Raw genomic sequence first — 17,301 nt, 5'->3', positions numbered from 1 at the left:
TCTCTTCCCCTCTCCCCTTGTGGGAGAGGGTGGATCGAACGCGAAGCGTTCGAGACGGGTGAGGGGTAGCCACAAGCACCGAGCTTCGCTGTACGCCTCATCCGCCTCCGCTTCGCGGAGGCACCTTCTCCCACCCTGCACAGCTTCGCTGTGCTTGGGGAGAAGGGAAGAAGGTTAGACGCGTTCGATGATGGTGGCGGTGCCCATGCCGCCGCCGATGCAGAGGGTGACGAGGGCCGTGGACTTGTTGGTGCGCTCGAGTTCGTCGAGCACGGTGCCGAGGATCATGGCGCCGGTGGCGCCGAGCGGATGGCCCATGGCAATGGCGCCGCCGCAGACATTGATCTTCTCATTGTCGATGTCGAAGGCCTGGATGTAGCGCAGCACGACCGAGGCAAAAGCCTCGTTGAGCTCGAACAGGTCGATATCCGACAGCTTCATGCCGGAACGCTCCAGCACCTTCTTGGTGACATCCACCGGACCGGTGAGCATCATCGCGGGCTCGGAGCCGATATTGGCGAAGGCGCGGATCTTTGCGCGCGGCTTCAGGCCGTTCTTCTTGCCGGCTTCAGCGCTGCCGAGCAGCACGGCGGCGGCGCCATCGACGATGCCCGACGAATTGCCGGCGTGATGAACATAGTTCACCGCTTCGATTTCCGGATGCGACTGCAGCGCAACGCCGTCGAAACCGCCCATGGCTGCCACGGCGGCGAAAGACGGCTGCAGCGCGGCCAGCGACTGCATCGTGGTGGACGGGCGCATATGCTCGTCCTTGGCCAGGATGGTCAGGCCGTTGATGTCCTTGACCGGAACGATGGAATTCTTGAAGCGGCCTTCTTCCCATGATTTCGCGGCGCGCTGCTGGCTCTGCACGGAGTAAGCATCGACGTCATCGCGGGAAAAGCCGTATTTGGTCGCGATCAGATCGGCGGAAACGCCCTGCGGCATGAAGTAAGCGGGAACGGCGATCGACGGATCGACCGGCCATGCACCGCCGGAGGCACCGATGCCCACGCGGCTCATGCTCTCGGCACCGCCGCCGATGGTGAGTTCGTGCTGGCCGGCCATCACCTGGGCGGCAGCAAAGTTCACAGCGTCGAGGCCGGAAGCGCAGAAGCGGTTGATCTGGATGCCGGGGACATCATTGCCATAGCCCGCCGAAAGCGCGGCCATGCGGGCGATGTCGCCGCCGGCTTCGCCGACGGGATCGACGACGCCGAGCACGACGTCATCGACGCTGCCGGGCTTGAGATTGTTGCGTTCCTTGAGCGCCTTCAGCGGCGCAGTGGCGAGCGCGAGCGCGGTCACCTCATGCAGCGAACCATCGGACTTGCCGCGACCGCGCGGCGTGCGAACGTGATCATAGATATAGGCCTCGGGCATGGTGTCTCCCTTATCTCTGTTGTCATCGCCCGGCTTGACCGGGCGATCCAGTACACGCGGGTGTTTGAGCTTGCTCTCTGAAATCTGTGTCTACTGGATCCCCGCATGCGCGGGGATGACAGTTGAGTGTGTGGTGGTAATGGAGTGTCAGAACGCTTCCGCCGGAAGCTCCATCGTGGTCGCCGCACCCGTCTGGATGCGGGCCAGATGCAGCGCCGTCTCCGGCAGCATCCGCTCCATGAAGAAACGGCCTGTCACAAGCTTGGTGGTCAGGAACGGCGTCGCGCCTTCAGCGGCGATCTTGTCCTGCGCGATCTTCGCCATCTTCGCCCACATATAGGCAAAGGCAGTGAGGCCGAAGAGTTGCATGTAGTCGGTGGCGCCGGCGCCGGCATTGTCGGGCTTGGCCATGGCATTGTTCATCAGCCACATGGTGGCCTGCTGCAGGTGACCGAGCGCATTCGACAGCGGATCGACATAGGGCTTCATGGCTTCATCGCCGCCATGCTCCTTGGCGAAGGCTGCGACCTCGCCGAAGAAGGCCATTGCGGCACGGCCGCCATCGCGCGGCAGCTTGCGGCCGACCAGATCGAGTGCCTGGATGCCGTTAGCGCCTTCATAGATCATCGCGATACGCGCATCGCGCACGAACTGCTCCATGCCCCATTCGGCGATATAGCCGTGACCACCGAACATCTGCTGCGCCGACACCGCATTGGCAAAACCGCCATCGGTGAGAATGCCCTTCAGCACCGGGGTCATCAGGCCCATGTGATCGTCGGCGGCCTGGCGCTCCTTCGCATCGTCGGAGCGATGGGCGACGTCGCTCTTCAGCGCGGTCCACACCACCATGGCGCGGGCGGCTTCGTTGAAGGCACGGATGGTCAGCAGCGTGCGGCGCACGTCTGGATGCACCATGATGGAATCCGCAGGCTTGTCCGGCGACTTCGGCCCGGTGAGCGAGCGGCCCTGCAGGCGGTCCTTCGCGTAGGCCACCGCGTTCTGATAGGCGACTTCCGACTGCGCGAGGCCCTGCACGGCAACGCCGAGACGGGCTTCGTTCATCATCACGAACATGCCCTGCATGCCCTTGTTTTCTTCGCCGATCAGCCAGCCGGTCGCATTGTCGTAGTTCATCACGCAGGTGGAATTGCCGTGGATGCCCATCTTGTGTTCGATGGAGCCGCAGACGACGCCGTTGCGCGCGCCGAGCGAGCCGTCGTCATTCACCAGCACCTTCGGCACCACGAACAGCGACACGCCCTTGATGCCGGCCGGCGCGCCTTCGATACGCGCGAGCACGAGATGGATAATGTTGTCGGCCATGTCGTGTTCGCCGGCCGAAATGAAGATCTTCGTACCAGTGATCTTGTAACTGCCATCGTCCTGCTTCACCGCCTTGGTGCGGAGCAGACCGAGATCCGTGCCGCAATGCGGCTCGGTGAGATTCATGGTGCCGGTCCATTCGCCGGCGATCATCTTCGGCAGATATTTGCTCTTCTGCTCGTCCTTGCCATGCACGATCAATGCAGCGGTCGCGCCCATGGTGAGGCCGCCATACATGGAGAAGGCCATGTTCGCGGAGATCTGGAATTCGGCAACGGTCTGCGACAGCGTCACCGGCAGGCCCTGGCCGCCATATTCGGCCGGCGCCGACAGGCCGAGCCAGCCGCCTTCAGCCACTTGCTTGAACGCGTCCTTAAAGCCCTTCGGCGTGGTCACGCTGCCATCGTCATGGCGCTTGCAGCCTTCGAGATCGCCGACGCGGTTCAGCGGCTGCAGCACGTTCTCGCTGAGCTTGGCTGCTTCGCCGAGGATCGCCTCGCGCACATCCGCCGAGGCATCCGCGAAGCCGGGGAGATTGTTGTAGCGGTCGAACTGGAACACGTCATTGAGCAGGAATCCGACGTCTTCGAGCGGCGCTTTGTAGCTGGGCATGAATTCTTCCCGGTTGGAATTGATCAGAGGCGGCGACGCGCGGTCATCTTACAGCATCGCCGTTGAAGGTGATTTTGAAATGACAGGCGCTTATTGCCGCGCCAGCATTTCACCCATGAGACGGTGCAGGAGATTGATGGCTTTCAGCGGCCGCACCATCACCTTGAAATGCGTGATGCGCCCATCGGCATCGAAGGTGATCATGTCGATGCCGTTGATCTTGATGCCTTCGATCTCGTTCTCGAATTCGAGCACGGCCGAAGTCTCGTTCCGCCATTCGCCGGTATAGGTGAAACCGAGTCCGCCCAGCACCTGTTCGGCGGCGGCGAGATATTTGAACACGATGTCACGGCCGCGCTGTGGCGAATGCACCACCGGGCTTTCGAACACGGCGTCGGGATGCAGCAGATCCCTGAGCGCCGCGTGGTCGTGGGACTTCATGAAGCCGTACCACTTGTCGAGGCCGGGCATTCCCATCGGCGATCTCCGCGTTTCCATACATCCCTGCACGGAAACTAACGCCGACGGATGGATTTCGTCAATACACATGTGTATGGTTGGCTCATGGACGCGCAAACGACCAAGGACCGGCTGACCCGCAAAGCGTGGCTCGATCACGGCCTCCGCATTTTGGCGCGGCAGGGCGCGGCTGCCTTGAAGGTCGGCGAGCTCGCCGCCGGGCTGAACGTGTCGCGCGGCAGTTTCTACTGGCATTTCAAGGACATCGGAGAATTCCGCCTGCAGCTTCTGGAACGTTGGCAGGAGCGCACCACCGACCAGGTTCTGGAGCAAACCGACGCCTCGACGACCGGCGCCGCGCGCCTGACCCATCTGATGAAGCTCGCCTTCAACGAGGATCGCAGCCTCGACCGTTCGATCCGGGCGATGGCATCGACCGATGCCACCGTGGCCGCCATGGTCGCCTCCGTGGACGCCCGGCGCATCGCCTATATGGCGAATGTGCTGACTGAAGCGGGGGTCGAAAGCCGGCGTGCATTGTCGCGCGCGGAATTTCTGTACTGGGCCTATATCGGCCAGTCCGCGGTGATGGATCCGCGTCACGTCTCGATGACCGAGGACGACATCGACGATCTCAGCGCATTGTTCGCACGGTAGTTGCACGGGCCGCGCGTTGCGGGCTCATGCCCCGAACGCCTCATCCTACCTACAAATCGGCGCAAGTGTATCGTCCGATTAACATTTAAGGCGCGAAGAGGCGCATCCTTAACCCGTTATTTACCCTAACCCTGAAAAGTCCGGAGAGAGGCAGACCACTCCGCTCCCGTTTCTAATTTCTTCATTTTGGGACGCGTGGCGGAAGCTGCAGGCGCTGGTTGGCGTCAGGCTCGTAACCGGACCAAAGCATGAATTCGCGCGTATCGTGGAGTGTTGAGGGGATGGACCCATCGGTTCGCGAGCGCGCTGAAGCTGCGGCGCGGCGCGCCGGCATGTCCCTCTCCGACTGGCTGAACACCACTGTCGGCGAATCTCCCGCCCCGCCTGCGATGCACGGCTATGCCGATCATGCACTGCCCAATGAGGCTCCCCAGCCTCCGCGCTATCAGGCGCGCCCCGGTCATGCGTCGCGCCAGACCCCGCCGGTGCGTCCCGTCATGCCCCAGCGCGAGGTTGCCGAAGTCGCCGATATTCATCAGCGCCTCGATGCGATCGCACGCCAGATCGAGGAATTCTCGCGGCCCAATCCGCGCAACAACGAGCCCGCCGTCGCACGCCAGCTTAACGAGGCGATCTCGCGCCTCGATGCAAGGCTGTCGCAGATCAACGAGCAGTCGCGCCATCCCGCGCCGCCGTATCAGCATTACGACGCGCAGCCCAATCCCGATATGGTCGAGCGCGCCGCCAACCAGGTCTATCGCGCCACGCCGAAGCCCGACCCGTTCTCGCTCGATTTCGCCATTGCCGAGATCACTGCACGTCAGGACGAGCTCGACGGCACGCCGCGCATGGCGCCGCGTTACGCCCCGCCGATCGCCCCGCATGTCACGCCGCCGCCTCCGATGCCGGACATGTCGGGTGTCGAGCGCCAGCTGTCGCAGATCACCAGCAAGATCGACGCATTGCAGCGGCCCAATGCCGGCATCGAACAGTCGATCGCGACCTTCCGCACCGAGCTTGCCGAGATCCGCACGGCGGTGACCGAAGCACTGCCGCGCCGTGCGATCGACTCCATCGAGAACGAGATCCGCGCTCTGTCGCGGCGCATCGACGAGATCAGCCAGAGCGGCATCGGCGCCGATGTGCTGACCAATCTCGAAACCGCGCTCGGCGACATCCACAAGACGCTGAAGACGCTGACGCCGGCCGAACAGCTCGCCGGCTTCGACGAGGCGATCCGCAATCTCGGCGGCAAGATCGACATGATCGTGCGCTCGAGCGACAATCCCGGCACGATGGAGCAGCTCGAAGGCGCCATCACTGCGCTGCGCACTATCGTCTCAAATGTGGCGTCGAACGAAGCGCTCGGCCGCCTGAGCAACGATCTGCAGACACTGTCCTCGAAGGTCGATCAGCTCGCGCAGAACAATGACGGAGGCATGTTTGCCGCGCTGGAAGCGCGCATCGTGTCGCTGACCACCGCGATGGAAAATCGCGAGCGTCCGCAGGCCACCAATTCGGATTCGCTCGAAACCGCGCTGGCCGCGCTGGCGCAGCGGCTCGACCACATGCCGGTCGGCAACGATCAGTCATCGGCCTTCGCGCATCTCGAACAGCGCGTCTCCTATCTGCTGGAGCGGATGGAGACCGTCAGCGATCCCCGCGCCAATTTCGGCCGCGTCGAGGATGGCCTGCAGGACATCCTGCGTCATCTCGAACGCCAGCAGTCGATGTTTGCTGCCGCGCTGAGCGATAGCCGCGCCGAATCCGGTCTGGTCGATTCCTTCAAGCGCGAACTGTCCGACATGCGCTTCAGCCAGTCGGAAACCGATCGCCATCTCCAGGATTCGATGGAGGTCGTGCATTCGACGCTCGGCCATGTGGTCGATCGCCTCGCCAAGATCGAGGGCGATCTGCGCAACGTCAATGCGCGTCCGGCTCCGCAGCAGCCCGCGCCGACTGCAGCGCCGATGCCGCCTGCGCCGCAGCCCACACCGATGCAGCCGGCTCCCATGCAGCCTGCCCCGATGCAGCCTGCGGTAAATCAGCCTGCAATGGCTGCACCGCCGCGCCCGCAAATGCCGAATCCGGTGAAGCCGCAAGCTGCACCGTCGCAGGTCGAGGTTCGTCCGCCGCAGGCCCATTTCGACGCCGCGCCGCGCGATTTCGCGGCGACCGCGATCTCGCATGAGCCGGCGCCGGCCTTCCAGGTGCCCAAAGCGATCAGCGACATTCTCGATCCCAAGCCGGCGCCGAAGCCGATGGCGCCGCCGGTCATGGTCGAGCGTCCGTCGCCGCGGCCGATGGCCGATCCCGAATTGCCGCCGGATCATCCGCTCGAGCCGGGCACGCGCCCGCACGGCCGCGGAGCCTCGCCGTCCGAACGGATCGCCGCATCGGAAGATGCGATCAGCGAGATCGCCGGCGCTGCGCCCGAGCCTGCAAGCGCATCGAGCTTCATCGCCGCGGCACGCCGTGCCGCGCAGGCGGCCGCCGTGACAGGCGACAAGGCCAAACCCGCCAAGACCGCCCCGCAGGCAGATGGCGAGAAATCATCGTCGACGCTCGGTTCGAAGATCCGCTCGCTGCTGGTCGGCGCGAGCGTGGTCGTGATCGTGCTCGGCTCGTTCAAGATGGCGATGACGCTGCTCGATGACGGCTCGCCCGCGCCCGTCGCGGACAACACCTATTCGCAGCCCGCCTTGCAGCTGAACACGCCATCACCGACGGAGCTCCAGTCGCCAGCGCCGGCCGCGCCGCCGGCATCGTCGATCGCCTCGCCGACCTCGATCGGCAAGCAGTCGCTGATTGCGCCGGCACCAGCACCGCAGCCCGCCCCCGCACTGCAAGCCGCTCCCGTTCCGCAGGCCGCGCCTGTGCCCTATATCTCGCCCGACGTGACCGGCAGCATCAATGCGCCGCAGCCGAGCCCGAGCCCCGTCGCGCCGATGCTTCCATCGAGCGGCCAGAAGCTTGGCTCGGTCACGATCCCCGCTGGTGAAAAACTGCCCGATGGCATCGGCAGCGCGACACTGCGCAATGCCGCGCTGAAGGGCGACGCCACTGCAGCTTTCGAAATCGGTGTCCGCTATGCCGAAGGCCGCGGCGTGCCGCAGAGCTACGAAGATGCGGCCAAATGGTATGACCGCGCGGCCCAGGCCGGCGTGGTGCCGGGCATGTTCCGCCTCGGCACGCTGCATGAGAAGGGCCTCGGGCTGAAGAAGGACTACGAGGTCGCGCGTCGCTACTACATGCAGGCGGCCGAGCGCGGCAATGCCAAGGCCATGCACAATCTCGCGGTGCTCGATGCCGATGGCGGCACCAAGGGCGCGAACTACAAGAGCGCGTCGCTCTGGTTCCGCAAGGCCGCCGATCGCGGCGTTGCCGACAGCCAGTTCAATCTCGGCATCCTCTATGCTCGCGGAATCGGCGTCGATCAGAACCTCGCCGAAAGCTTCAAGTGGTTCAGCCTCGCCGCCGCCCAGGGCGATGTCGATGCCGGCAAGAAGCGCGACGATGTGGCCAAGCGCCTCGATCCGCAATCGCTGGCTGCAGCGAAGCTCGCGATCCAGACCTTTGCGCCGGAAGGCCAGCCCGAAGACGCCGTCAATGTCGCAGCCCCCGCCGGTGGCTGGGATGCCGCACCGTCGCAAGCCGCCAAATCCGCGAACTCCAAGCGCGCTGCACGCTAGAGCATTTGCTCAGCGTGTAGCCCGGATGGAGCGAAGCGCAATCCGGGAATCAGAGCATCAGTATGTCGCCGGTCCCCGGATTACGCTGCGCTTCATCCGGGCTACGAGATCGCATTTAATCGCTCCAGTGTTCGAACCCGCGGTCTTATTTCCTCAACAAACCTTCATCAGACTCGGTGTGCAGTCGCGCGCCGAGAGGGAACATTCCTTGATGCGAGATGGCGTCGGGAATGCTGAAGCGTGAGGAATTCGATTTGTCTTTGCCTGGTGACGATCCGCAGTCGCGGCCATCCGCCCCATCCGCCGGCCCCTGGAGCATCCCCCGCGTTCCGCCGCCGCAACAGCAACAGTCGCGGCCGCAGTCCCCTCCGCCAGAGCCCGAGCGGGCCGAGCGCTGGCGGCCAAGCCTGATGACGATCGCTTTTGCGGTGCTGCTGTTCGGCGGCCTCGGCATTCGCGCCTACAAGGATCTCTCGACGCCGGAGGCTTGGTCCTACTGGAAGGATCTCTATGTCTCGCCGAGCATGAGCGCCGAAGTGATCGACAATCTCGATCCCGACAAGTCCGGTCGCGGCCGCAAGGCGCTGGCCATTTCCGGCAAGATCGGCGCTGCCAGCGCAAGCTGGTTTCGGGACCAGGTCGCACAGGCAAAACTCCAGCCCGGCGATATCGTGCTGATGTCGTCGCCCGGCGGCAATCTGAGCCAGTCCATGATCATGGGCGAGGTCATCCGCGCGCATGGGTTAACGACCGCGGTCGGCACGGCCGATGCCGATGGCCGCATCAAGCCGTCCTACTGTGCGAGCGCCTGCGTGACGGCCTATGCCGGCGGCAAAGTCCGTATGGGCATCGAGGGCTCCCGGCTCGGCGTGCATCGCTTCAGCTCGCCCAAGGTGAGAGACGATGCCGAGGCCTCCGCGCAGCGCACCATGGGCTATGTGCTCACTTACATGACCAAGATGGGCGTCTCCTCAGCCGTGGTCGAAGCCATGTCGGCCACCGAGAAAATCCGCTGGCTCGGCGCGAGCGAGGCCTCGACCATGAATCTGGTGACCGATCCCGTGCGAAAGAGCTGATGCCGCGCTTTGCGGGACAGGGATTTACCACGTGGCGTGAAGGCCCGTCCAAAAACCGGCCTTTGCGGCATTCATGGGTCCCCTCCTCCGCCGATATCGTCTAAGAGGGATTGCGGCCCGCTTCGTGCCGCCTCAAGAACAATGCCACGAGCGGCTGCGGCCGGATCACGGCGCCAATCTCGAGCGAACGCGCGTGCAGCTCTATCTCCCGATCGCCGACCTCCCGATCAATGTGCTGCTCATCCTGGCGATGGGCGCCGCGGTCGGCTTTGTCTCGGGCATGTTCGGCGTCGGCGGCGGCTTCCTGATGACGCCGCTCCTCATCTTTGTCGGCATCTCTCCGGCTGTATCCGTGGCTTCGGTTGCCAGCCATATCGCTGCCTCCTCCTTTTCGGGCGCGTTATCCTATTGGCGGCGTCGTGCCATCGATCCCGCGCTTGCCGCTGTGCTGCTCACCGGCGGCATCGCCGGCACGGCGCTCGGCGTCTGGGTCTTCACTCTGCTGCGCAGCATCGGCCAGCTCGACCTCACCATCGCCCTTTCTTACGTGATCCTGCTCACCGGCGTCGGCGGCGCCATGTTCTGGGAAGGCCTGCGCGCATTCGTGCGGCTGCGGCGCGGCACGCCCGTCACCTTCCGCCGCCCGGGCAGCCATAGCTGGGTGCACGGCCTGCCGCTGAAGATGCGCTTCAAGCGTTCGAAGATCTATCTCTCCGTCATCCCCGTCATCGCCGTCGGCCTCCTGATCGGCTTCATCGGCGCTGTGATGGGCATCGGCGGCAGCTTCATCCTGATCCCGATCCTGATCTACTGGCTGCGCGTGCCCACGGCGACGGTGATCGGCACCTCCATGGTGCTGACGCTCGTCACCATGGTCATCGCCACCATGCTGCATGCCGTGACCAACCATCTGGTCGATGCCGTGCTGGCGCTGATCCTGATGATCGGCGGCGTCACCGGCGCGCAATTCGGCGCCCGCGCGGGCCAGAAAATCCGCGGCGAGCATCTGCGCCTGCTACTCGGCCTGCTTATTCTCGCCGTCGGCATCCGCTTTGCGGCCCAACTCGTGATCCAACCGGAAGACCTGTTCACGGTGCGCGACCTCACCGGAGGTGGCGGATCATGATGCGGGCTGGGATCATCGCGATCATCGCATGGGCACTGGGTGCCGCGGCGCCCGCTCAGGCCGAGCGGCTGATCGTCTCGGTCTCGAACCATCGCGTCACGGTGACGCCGAATTATGCCGGCGAAGAACTGGTGCTGTTCGGCTCCGTCGAGAAGGACGACAAGACGCCGCCGGCACGCACCAATTACAACCTGGTGGTCACCGTGTCCGGCCCGCGCTCCGATCTCGTGACCTGGCGCAAGCAGCGCCGCTTCGGCATCTGGGTCAACACGGAGTCGCGTGAATTCCTGCAGGTGCCATCCTATCTCGCGGTGTTCTCGAACCGGCCGATCGATGTCATTGCGCCGGTGGACGTGCAGCGCCGCCAGCAACTCGGCATCAACAATGTACTGCTGACCCAGCGCATCGGCACCGATTTCGCGGATGTGGTGCCCACCGATCCATTTCGCAGCTCCTTCGTGCGGCTGCGCAAGGAGCATGGCCTCTATCGTGAAGAGACGTCCGCCGTGACCTTCCTCACACCAACGCTGTTCCGCACCACCATCCCGTTGCCGGCCGAAGTGCCGATCGGCACCTATGATGTCGAGATCGAATTGTTCGCCGATGGCGCCTTCATCGCCAAGACCGAGACCGCTTTCGACATCGTCAAGGTCGGCTTCGAGCAGTTCGTCGCCAATGCCGCACGCAATCACGGCGTCATCTACGGCGTCATGACCGCCGTGATGGCGCTGTTGTCGGGCTGGGCGGCGTCGATCGTGTTCAGGCGGGATTGACCGTCCGCCGTCATTGCGAGGAGCGAAGCGACGAAGCAATCCAGACTTTCCTTCGTGCGGCCTTCTGGATTGCTTCGCTACGCTCGCAATGACGACAATGCACTAGCAGCAGCGTGAGGCCGCGATCGCGTGCATGCGGTGATCGCCGAGCACATGGGCGACGAAGCCGAGCGTCTGGAAGATTCTTGCGAAGGCCGCATCGCGAATGCTGAGGCCGCCGGTATAGGCGCCGAAGGATGGCATCACGGCACGCACGCCATCGGTGGCGAAGCATCGCCGCTCCATGGCGCGACCGCGCGTGCTGATCCGCGCCTTCGGATGCAGATGGCCGGCGATCTCGCCTGCGGCTCCGGTCGGTTCATGGCGGAACGTGATCGCACCGATGGCGACCTCATCCGCGACTGCGCCGCCGAGATCGGATGGCAGCGCCGGATCGTGATTGCCGGAAATCCAGATCCAGTCACGCCTGGTCTGCAAGGCGCCGAGCACGCCGCGATTGGCGGGCGACAGACGCTCATGCGCCGAGCGATCGTGAAAGCTGTCACCCAGGGCGATCACCGTCTTCGGATCATGCCGCGCGATCACCGCACCGAGGCGGCCGAGGGTGGCGATGGTGTCATAGGGCGGCAACAGCACGCCGCGCATAGCGTAGCTCGAGCCTTTTTCCAGATGCAGATCGGAGACGACCAGCAGCCGCTCCTCCTCCCAATACAACGCGCCCGACAGATCCGCCGCCAGCGTGACGCCGGCGATGGTGACGGAACTCGTGTCGGGAATCGGTGAGGTGAGCATGTATTTCTTGTAGCCCGGATGGAGCGCAGCGCAATCCGGGATTCAGAGCATCAGCATGTTGCCGGTCCCCGGATTACGCTGCGCTCCATCCGGGCTACGACTCCATCGCTTCCTTCACGAGTTCCTCTGCCGCCTCCGCCAGCAGCGCATCTGACGCCTCGCCGAAGACCTGCTCGCGGCCGATCTCCAGCATCACAGGCACCGCCAGCGGCGAGACACGATCGAGTTCCCGATAAACGATGTGACCATGGATGCGGGTCAGCATGTCGCTTAGGCGCCGTAGATCGAGCAAGCCGGTGGCCGCATCGGCGCGGGCCGCGCGCAGCAGCAGGTGATCGGGCTGATGCTTTCGCAAGACGTCATAGATGAGGTCCGTCGAGAACAGCACCTGCCGCCGCGATTTCTCGGCATCGGTGAAGCGCGTATGGATCAGGCCGGAGATGACGGCGCAGGTACGGAACGTGCGCTTCATCAGCGCGGATTCCGCCAGCCACGCTTCGAGATCGTCGCCGAGCATGTCGGGATCGAACAATGCGGCGAGATCCAAGCGGCCCTGCCTGATCATGTGCGAGACATCGCCGAGCCCCCACACCGCCAGCGCATATTCATTGGCGACGAAGCCAAGCGGTCGCGCCCTTGCGCGTTCCAGCCGACGCGTCAGCAGCATGCCGAGCGTTTGGTGCGCGAGGCGACCTTCGAACGGGTAGCAGACGAGATAGAATTTGTTGGCGCGCGGAAAGGTCTCGACCATCAGCTCGCGCACGCCCGGCACATGCGAGACATGCGCCTGCAGCGACAGCCATTCGCGAACCTGATCGGGCAGCAGTTTCCATGCCTTCTCATTGTCGAGAAGTTTTCGCACGCGCTCGGCGAGATAGGTCGAAAGCGGAAACTTGCCACCCATATAGGACGGCACTTTCGGATCTGAATTGTTGGAGCGCGAGACATAGACCTGGTCCTCGACCAGCGCCTCGTAGCGCACCACTTCGCCACCGAAGACGAAGGTGTCGCCGAGCACGAGATTCTCGACGAAATATTCCTCGATCTGGCCGAGCATGCGCCCGCCACGGGCGATCGCCCCCGTCGATCCCTTGCCCCCGCCGCGCGCCCGCACGAGGCGCACCTTGAGCATGGATTCCTCGACGATGGTGCCGATATTCATGCGATACATCTGGCGCACCTTGGGATTGGTGACGCGCCATTTGCCCGACTTGTCCTGCTTGATGCGCGCAAAGCGCTCATAGGTCTTCAGCGCATAACCGCCTGACGCCACGAAATCGATAGTGTCGTCGAAATCCACACGCGACAGCTCGGAATAGGGCGCAGCGGAGCGCACCTCATCATAGAGATCGTCCGCGAGAAACGGCGTACCGCAGGCGCAGCCGAGCACATGCTGCGCCAACACGTCGAGCGCGCCGGTGCGCAGCGGCGGTGTGTCCTGCGCATTCTCGGCAACCGCATCGATGGCGGCACGACATTCCAGCACTTCAAAGCGATTGGCCGGCACCAGCACCGCGCGCGAGGCGGCATCGAGCCGGTGGTTGGCACGGCCGATCCGCTGCATCAGCCGCGACGAGCCCTTGGGCGCGCCGACATTGACGACGAGATCGACATCGCCCCAGTCGATGCCGAGATCGAGCGAAGAGGTGCAGACCACGCCGCGCAGCTTGCCGGCGGTCATGGCATCCTCGACCTTGCGGCGCTGGCCGACATCAAGCGAGCCGTGGTGCAGAGCGATGGCGAGATTGTCATCATTCACGCGCCAGAGATCCTGGAACAGCATCTCGGCCTGGCTGCGCGTGTTGACGAAGACGAGTGTCGTCTTGTTGGCCTTGACGAGATCATAGATCTCGCCGAGTGCGTGGCGTGCGGAGTGGCCGGCCCAAGGCAACCGCTCCTTGCTGTCGAGCATTTCCACGACCGGCTCTGCCGCGCCACCGGCAACCACAATATCGGCAGCGATGCTCACGCCGACGGGCTGAGGCACGAGGAAACGTGCGAGGGATTGCGGCTCGGCAACGGTCGCAGAGAGACCGATGGCGCGCATCTGCGGAGCGAGCTTCCACAGCCGGGCCAGACCAAGCGACAGCAGATCACCGCGCTTCGACGTTACCAGCGCATGCAGCTCATCCAGCACCACGCGCTTGAGCGACGAGAACAGGAACGGCGCATCGTCGGACGACAGCAGCAGCGCGAGCTGTTCCGGCGTCGTCAGCAGGATATCCGGCGGATATTTGCGTTGCCGCGTTCGCCGCGAGGTCGGTGTATCGCCGGTGCGCGTCTCCACTTTGATCGGCAGTTGCATCTCCGCGATCGGCGTTTCGAGATTGCGGGCAATATCGACGGCGAGCGCCTTGAGCGGGGAAATGTAAAGCGTGTGAAGGCCGCCCGTGCGCTGAACATCGCGGCCGGTGGAACGGACAGCCGAAGTCTTGTCGCCCAGTTCCACCAGCGTCGGGAGAAAACCCGCCAGCGTCTTGCCGGCGCCGGTCGGGGCAATCAGCAGCGCGGAACGATCGCCGCGGGCCTTCTCGATTAATGCGAGCTGATGCTCACGCGGCAACCATCCCCGCTGGGCGAACCAGCGGGTGAATGTCGTCGGCAGGCGATCGGTTTTCGAGGCGGATTTACGCGGCGGCACCGGATCAATCTAGGTGCTCGCAACCGTCATTGCGAGATGGAGGTGAACTCTCTCTCCGTCGTGCCCGGGCTTGTCCCGGGCATCCACGTCTTATGTCACGTGCATCGAGACGTGGATGGCCGGGACGGACCCGGCCATGACGTGGAAAGGTCGGAGAATCACTCCGTCATCGGCTTCTCGGAAATGTCCCAATCCTTGCCGTTGAAGATCGAAATGTAGAGCGTCTTCATCGGCGTATAATTGTCCGGCGTGTAGCTGTAGGTGACGCCGTCCAGCATATAGGGCGAGTGGAAGCCGGTGAGGTTCTGCGCCTGCTTCAGCACATTTTCGCGGGTGAGATTATCGCCACAGCGACGCAGGATTTCACCCATGGCGACCGCCTGGCCGTAGCCGGCATAGGCGATGGTGTTGTCGGGGTCGACATTCGGCAGGTACTTCTTGCGAAGTTCCTCGAACGCCATCACTTCCGGATCCTTTTCGAATTGCGGCGTGCCGACTTCCTTCGAATAGCGGATCGCGACGATGCCCTTGGCATTCTCGATCCCGGCGGCATTGAGGATCGAACGACCTGTCGAGCCCGCAGACAACAGATGCAGCGGCTTCCAGCCGAGTTCGGCGACCTTGCGGATCGATTGCGACGTCGCCTTGCCGGTGCTGATATTGTAGAAAACGTCGGCGCCGGATTTCGCCAGATTGATCAGCTGCGAATCGATGGTGGGATCGGTGAGATCGTAGGTGACTTCCGCAATCACCTTGGCAGTGCCGCCGGCCTTGGCCAGCTCTTCCTTGAACGGCCCGAGGAAGTCACGGCCGAAATCGTCGTTCTGGTAGAGAATGCCGACCTTCGCATTGGGCTTCACGCTGATGACATGCTTGGCGAGAATGCGGGCTTCGGTGGGATAGAGCGGCAATCCCGCCATGGTCCATTTGAAATTCTTCGGATCGTTCCACTTCGATGCGCCGGTGTTGAGCAGCAGCTGCGGCACGCCCTTGGAATTGAGATATTTGTGCACCGCTGTCTGCGGCGCAGTACCAAGCGAACCATAAAGCGCGAGCACCTCTTCCTGCTCGACGAGACGCCGCGTCGCTTCCACCGCCTTCGGCGCGCTATAGGCGTCGTCGAGCGAGAGAAACTTGACCTTGCGGCCGTTGATGCCACCCTTTTCGTTCAGCATCTGGAAATAGGCTTCGCCGACGCGGCCGAGCACGCCGTAGAGCGATCCGGGGCCGCTATGCGGCACAGTCTGGCCAATCTTGATCTCGGTGTCGCTGGCGCCGGGATCGTATTTCTTCTGGGCGAAGGCAGTTTCTGTGAATGGCAGGATGGCAACGGCCGCAATCAACGCGGACGCAAATGTCCCCTTGGTCATGACGTTCTCCCTGAAATTGTTGCTTCGGCTCTTTGTGAGTCCGATTTTATCGTGAGCCCCCCGGCGCTGACGCCGGGGAATATTGCTTGAAAAACGCGTTTACTGGCTCACCGGCTTGTCCGAGAGATCCCAATCGTTGCCGTTGAAGGTGCCGACATAGAGCGCCTTGATGGTGGTGTAATCGGTCGGCGTGAAGCCATAGGTGATGCCCGGCAGGAACACCGGCGCGCGATAGCCGTCGAGATTGGTGGCGTGCTTGAGCACGTTCTCGCGGGTCAGCTCGTCGCCGCAGCGGCGCAGGATCTCTGCCATGGTCACCGCCTGGGAATAACCCTGGAAGGCGATGGTGTTGTCGGGATCGACATTGGGCAGATACTTCTTGCGCAGCTCCTGGAAGGCGATGACATCGGCATCGTCCTTCCATTTCTCGCTGCCGACCTCCTTGGTGTAGCTCATCGCCACGATGCCCTTGGCATTGTCGGCGCCGGCGGCATTGAGGATCGAGCGGCCGCTCGAGGTCGAGACCAGGAGATGCAGCGGCTTCCAGCCGAGTTCGGCCACCTTGCGGATCGACTGCGACGTCGCCTTACCTGTGGAGATGTTGAAGAAGGTGTCGGCGCCGGACTTCGACAGGTTGATCAGCTGGGAGTCGATGGTCGGATCGGTGAGGTCATAGGAGGCTTCCGCCACCACCTTTGCCTTGCCGCCGGCCTCGGCCAGGATCTCCTTGAACGAATTCATGAAATCCTTCCCGAACTCGTCGTTCTGGTAGAGGATCGCGACCTTCGCGTCAGGTTTGGCCTGGGTCAGGTAGCGGGCAATGATCCGGCCCTCGGTAGAGTAGATCGGCAGCCCCGGCGTGGTCCACTTGAACTCCTTCGGGTTGTTCCAGCGGGACGCGCCGGTGTTCAGCAGCAGCTGCGGCACCTTTTTAGTGTTGAGATATTTCTGAACCGCCGACTGCGGCGCGGTGCCCAGCGAGCCGAACAGCGCCAGCACCTCGTCCTGTTCGACGAGACGGCGGGTGGCCTCCACAGCCTTGGGGGCGCTATAGGCGTCATCCAGCGACTGGAAGTTGATCTTGCGGCCGTTGATGCCGCCCTTCTCGTTCAGCATCTGGAAATAGGCGGCCTGGGTCCGGCCGATCACCCCGTAAAGCGAGCCTGCGCCTGAATGCGGGATGGTTTGTCCGAGCTTGATTTCCGTATCGCTGGCGCCCGGATCGTATTTCTTGTCCGCCCCGAGGGCCGCCGTGGCGACGGCCGAGAGCATCGCGGCACCGGCCGCGAGCGTAAGGACGGAATGGTGACGTGACGGCATTTCGCAGTTTCTCCCATGATACCCGCCTCTTGCGGGCGTGTTTGAGCCGCCGCCGCGTTTATCGCGGTCTGGTC

12 protein-coding genes are annotated in these 17,301 nt (G+C 63.6%); 5 read left to right on the top strand and 7 right to left on the bottom strand.

The annotated features are described in order from the left end of the window. Positions 1-174 precede the first annotated feature (174 nt). From RPMA_RS03135 to RPMA_RS03125, 3 genes are all read right to left on the bottom strand, one after another. Positions 175-1,383 (bottom strand): acetyl-CoA C-acetyltransferase, encoded by a 1,209-nt coding sequence (locus tag RPMA_RS03135; RefSeq protein WP_211911494.1) that lies wholly within the window; start codon positions 1,381-1,383, stop codon positions 175-177. Positions 1,384-1,530: 147 nt separating this feature from the next. After that, positions 1,531-3,321 (bottom strand): acyl-CoA dehydrogenase C-terminal domain-containing protein, encoded by a 1,791-nt coding sequence (locus RPMA_RS03130; RefSeq protein WP_211911493.1) that lies wholly within the window; start codon positions 3,319-3,321, stop codon positions 1,531-1,533. A gap of 90 nt (positions 3,322-3,411) precedes the next feature. Then, entirely contained in the window at positions 3,412-3,798 is a 387-nt protein-coding gene (locus RPMA_RS03125; protein WP_211911492.1) for a nuclear transport factor 2 family protein, read from the bottom strand. Positions 3,799-3,885: 87 nt separating this feature from the next. On the opposite strand from RPMA_RS03125, the gene RPMA_RS03120 reads away from it, so the two are divergent. The 5 genes from RPMA_RS03120 to RPMA_RS03100 all read left to right on the top strand — a co-directional run bounded on the left by RPMA_RS03120 (position 3,886) and on the right by RPMA_RS03100 (position 11,104). Continuing rightward, entirely contained in the window at positions 3,886-4,437 is a 552-nt protein-coding gene (locus RPMA_RS03120; RefSeq protein ID WP_211911491.1) for a TetR/AcrR family transcriptional regulator, read from the top strand. A gap of 248 nt (positions 4,438-4,685) precedes the next feature. Continuing rightward, a complete protein-coding gene (locus tag RPMA_RS03115; protein WP_211911490.1) occupies positions 4,686-8,129 on the top strand; it encodes an SEL1-like repeat protein in 3,444 nt (1,147 codons plus the stop codon). Positions 8,130-8,539: 410 nt separating this feature from the next. Next, entirely contained in the window at positions 8,540-9,205 is a 666-nt protein-coding gene (locus RPMA_RS03110) for a COG3904 family protein (RefSeq protein ID WP_249225531.1), read from the top strand. A gap of 193 nt (positions 9,206-9,398) precedes the next feature. Further along, a complete protein-coding gene (locus RPMA_RS03105) occupies positions 9,399-10,331 on the top strand; it encodes a sulfite exporter TauE/SafE family protein (RefSeq protein WP_249225680.1) in 933 nt (310 codons plus the stop codon). Further along, complete coding sequence (locus tag RPMA_RS03100) at positions 10,328-11,104, top strand: TIGR02186 family protein (RefSeq protein WP_211911488.1); 777 nt, start codon at positions 10,328-10,330, stop codon at positions 11,102-11,104. Before RPMA_RS03105 ends, RPMA_RS03100 begins: the two co-directional genes overlap by 4 nt. Before the next feature lie 102 nt (positions 11,105-11,206). Here the strand turns inward: RPMA_RS03100 and pdeM are convergent, their stop codons facing one another. The 4 genes from pdeM to RPMA_RS03080 form a co-directional block, all read right to left on the bottom strand. After that, entirely contained in the window at positions 11,207-11,896 is a 690-nt protein-coding gene (gene pdeM, locus RPMA_RS03095; protein ID WP_211911487.1) for a ligase-associated DNA damage response endonuclease PdeM, read from the bottom strand. A 94-nt stretch (positions 11,897-11,990) separates the two neighbouring features. Further along, positions 11,991-14,546 (bottom strand): ligase-associated DNA damage response DEXH box helicase, encoded by a 2,556-nt coding sequence (locus tag RPMA_RS03090; RefSeq protein ID WP_211913407.1) that lies wholly within the window; start codon positions 14,544-14,546, stop codon positions 11,991-11,993. 149 nt (positions 14,547-14,695) lie between these two features. Further along, the gene (locus RPMA_RS03085; RefSeq protein ID WP_211911486.1) at positions 14,696-15,907 is read right to left on the bottom strand and encodes an ABC transporter substrate-binding protein; all 1,212 of its coding nucleotides are present in this window, start codon (positions 15,905-15,907) and stop codon (positions 14,696-14,698) included. A 99-nt stretch (positions 15,908-16,006) separates the two neighbouring features. Next, a complete protein-coding gene (locus RPMA_RS03080) occupies positions 16,007-17,179 on the bottom strand; it encodes an ABC transporter substrate-binding protein (protein WP_249225679.1) in 1,173 nt (390 codons plus the stop codon). Positions 17,180-17,301: the final 122 nt, after the last annotated feature.

It is taken from the genome of Tardiphaga alba (genome assembly GCF_018279705.1).
Lineage (GTDB): Bacteria > Pseudomonadota > Alphaproteobacteria > Rhizobiales > Xanthobacteraceae > Tardiphaga > Tardiphaga alba.
This window is presented reverse-complemented; position numbering and strand designations above follow the sequence as displayed.

Coding starts and splice junctions, on each gene's coding strand:
- RPMA_RS03100 (WP_211911488.1), top strand. CDS start 10,328: ATGATGCGGGCTGGGATCATCGCGATCATCGCATGGGCACTGGGTGCC.
- RPMA_RS03120 (WP_211911491.1), top strand. CDS start 3,886: ATGGACGCGCAAACGACCAAGGACCGGCTGACCCGCAAAGCGTGGCTC.
- RPMA_RS03085 (WP_211911486.1), bottom strand. CDS start 15,907: ATGACCAAGGGGACATTTGCGTCCGCGTTGATTGCGGCCGTTGCCATC.
- RPMA_RS03130 (WP_211911493.1), bottom strand. CDS start 3,321: ATGCCCAGCTACAAAGCGCCGCTCGAAGACGTCGGATTCCTGCTCAAT.
- pdeM (WP_211911487.1), bottom strand. CDS start 11,896: ATGCTCACCTCACCGATTCCCGACACGAGTTCCGTCACCATCGCCGGC.
- RPMA_RS03135 (WP_211911494.1), bottom strand. CDS start 1,383: ATGCCCGAGGCCTATATCTATGATCACGTTCGCACGCCGCGCGGTCGC.
- RPMA_RS03125 (WP_211911492.1), bottom strand. CDS start 3,798: ATGGGAATGCCCGGCCTCGACAAGTGGTACGGCTTCATGAAGTCCCAC.
- RPMA_RS03115 (WP_211911490.1), top strand. CDS start 4,686: ATGAATTCGCGCGTATCGTGGAGTGTTGAGGGGATGGACCCATCGGTT.
- RPMA_RS03110 (WP_249225531.1), top strand. CDS start 8,540: ATGACGATCGCTTTTGCGGTGCTGCTGTTCGGCGGCCTCGGCATTCGC.
- RPMA_RS03080 (WP_249225679.1), bottom strand. CDS start 17,179: ATGCTCTCGGCCGTCGCCACGGCGGCCCTCGGGGCGGACAAGAAATAC.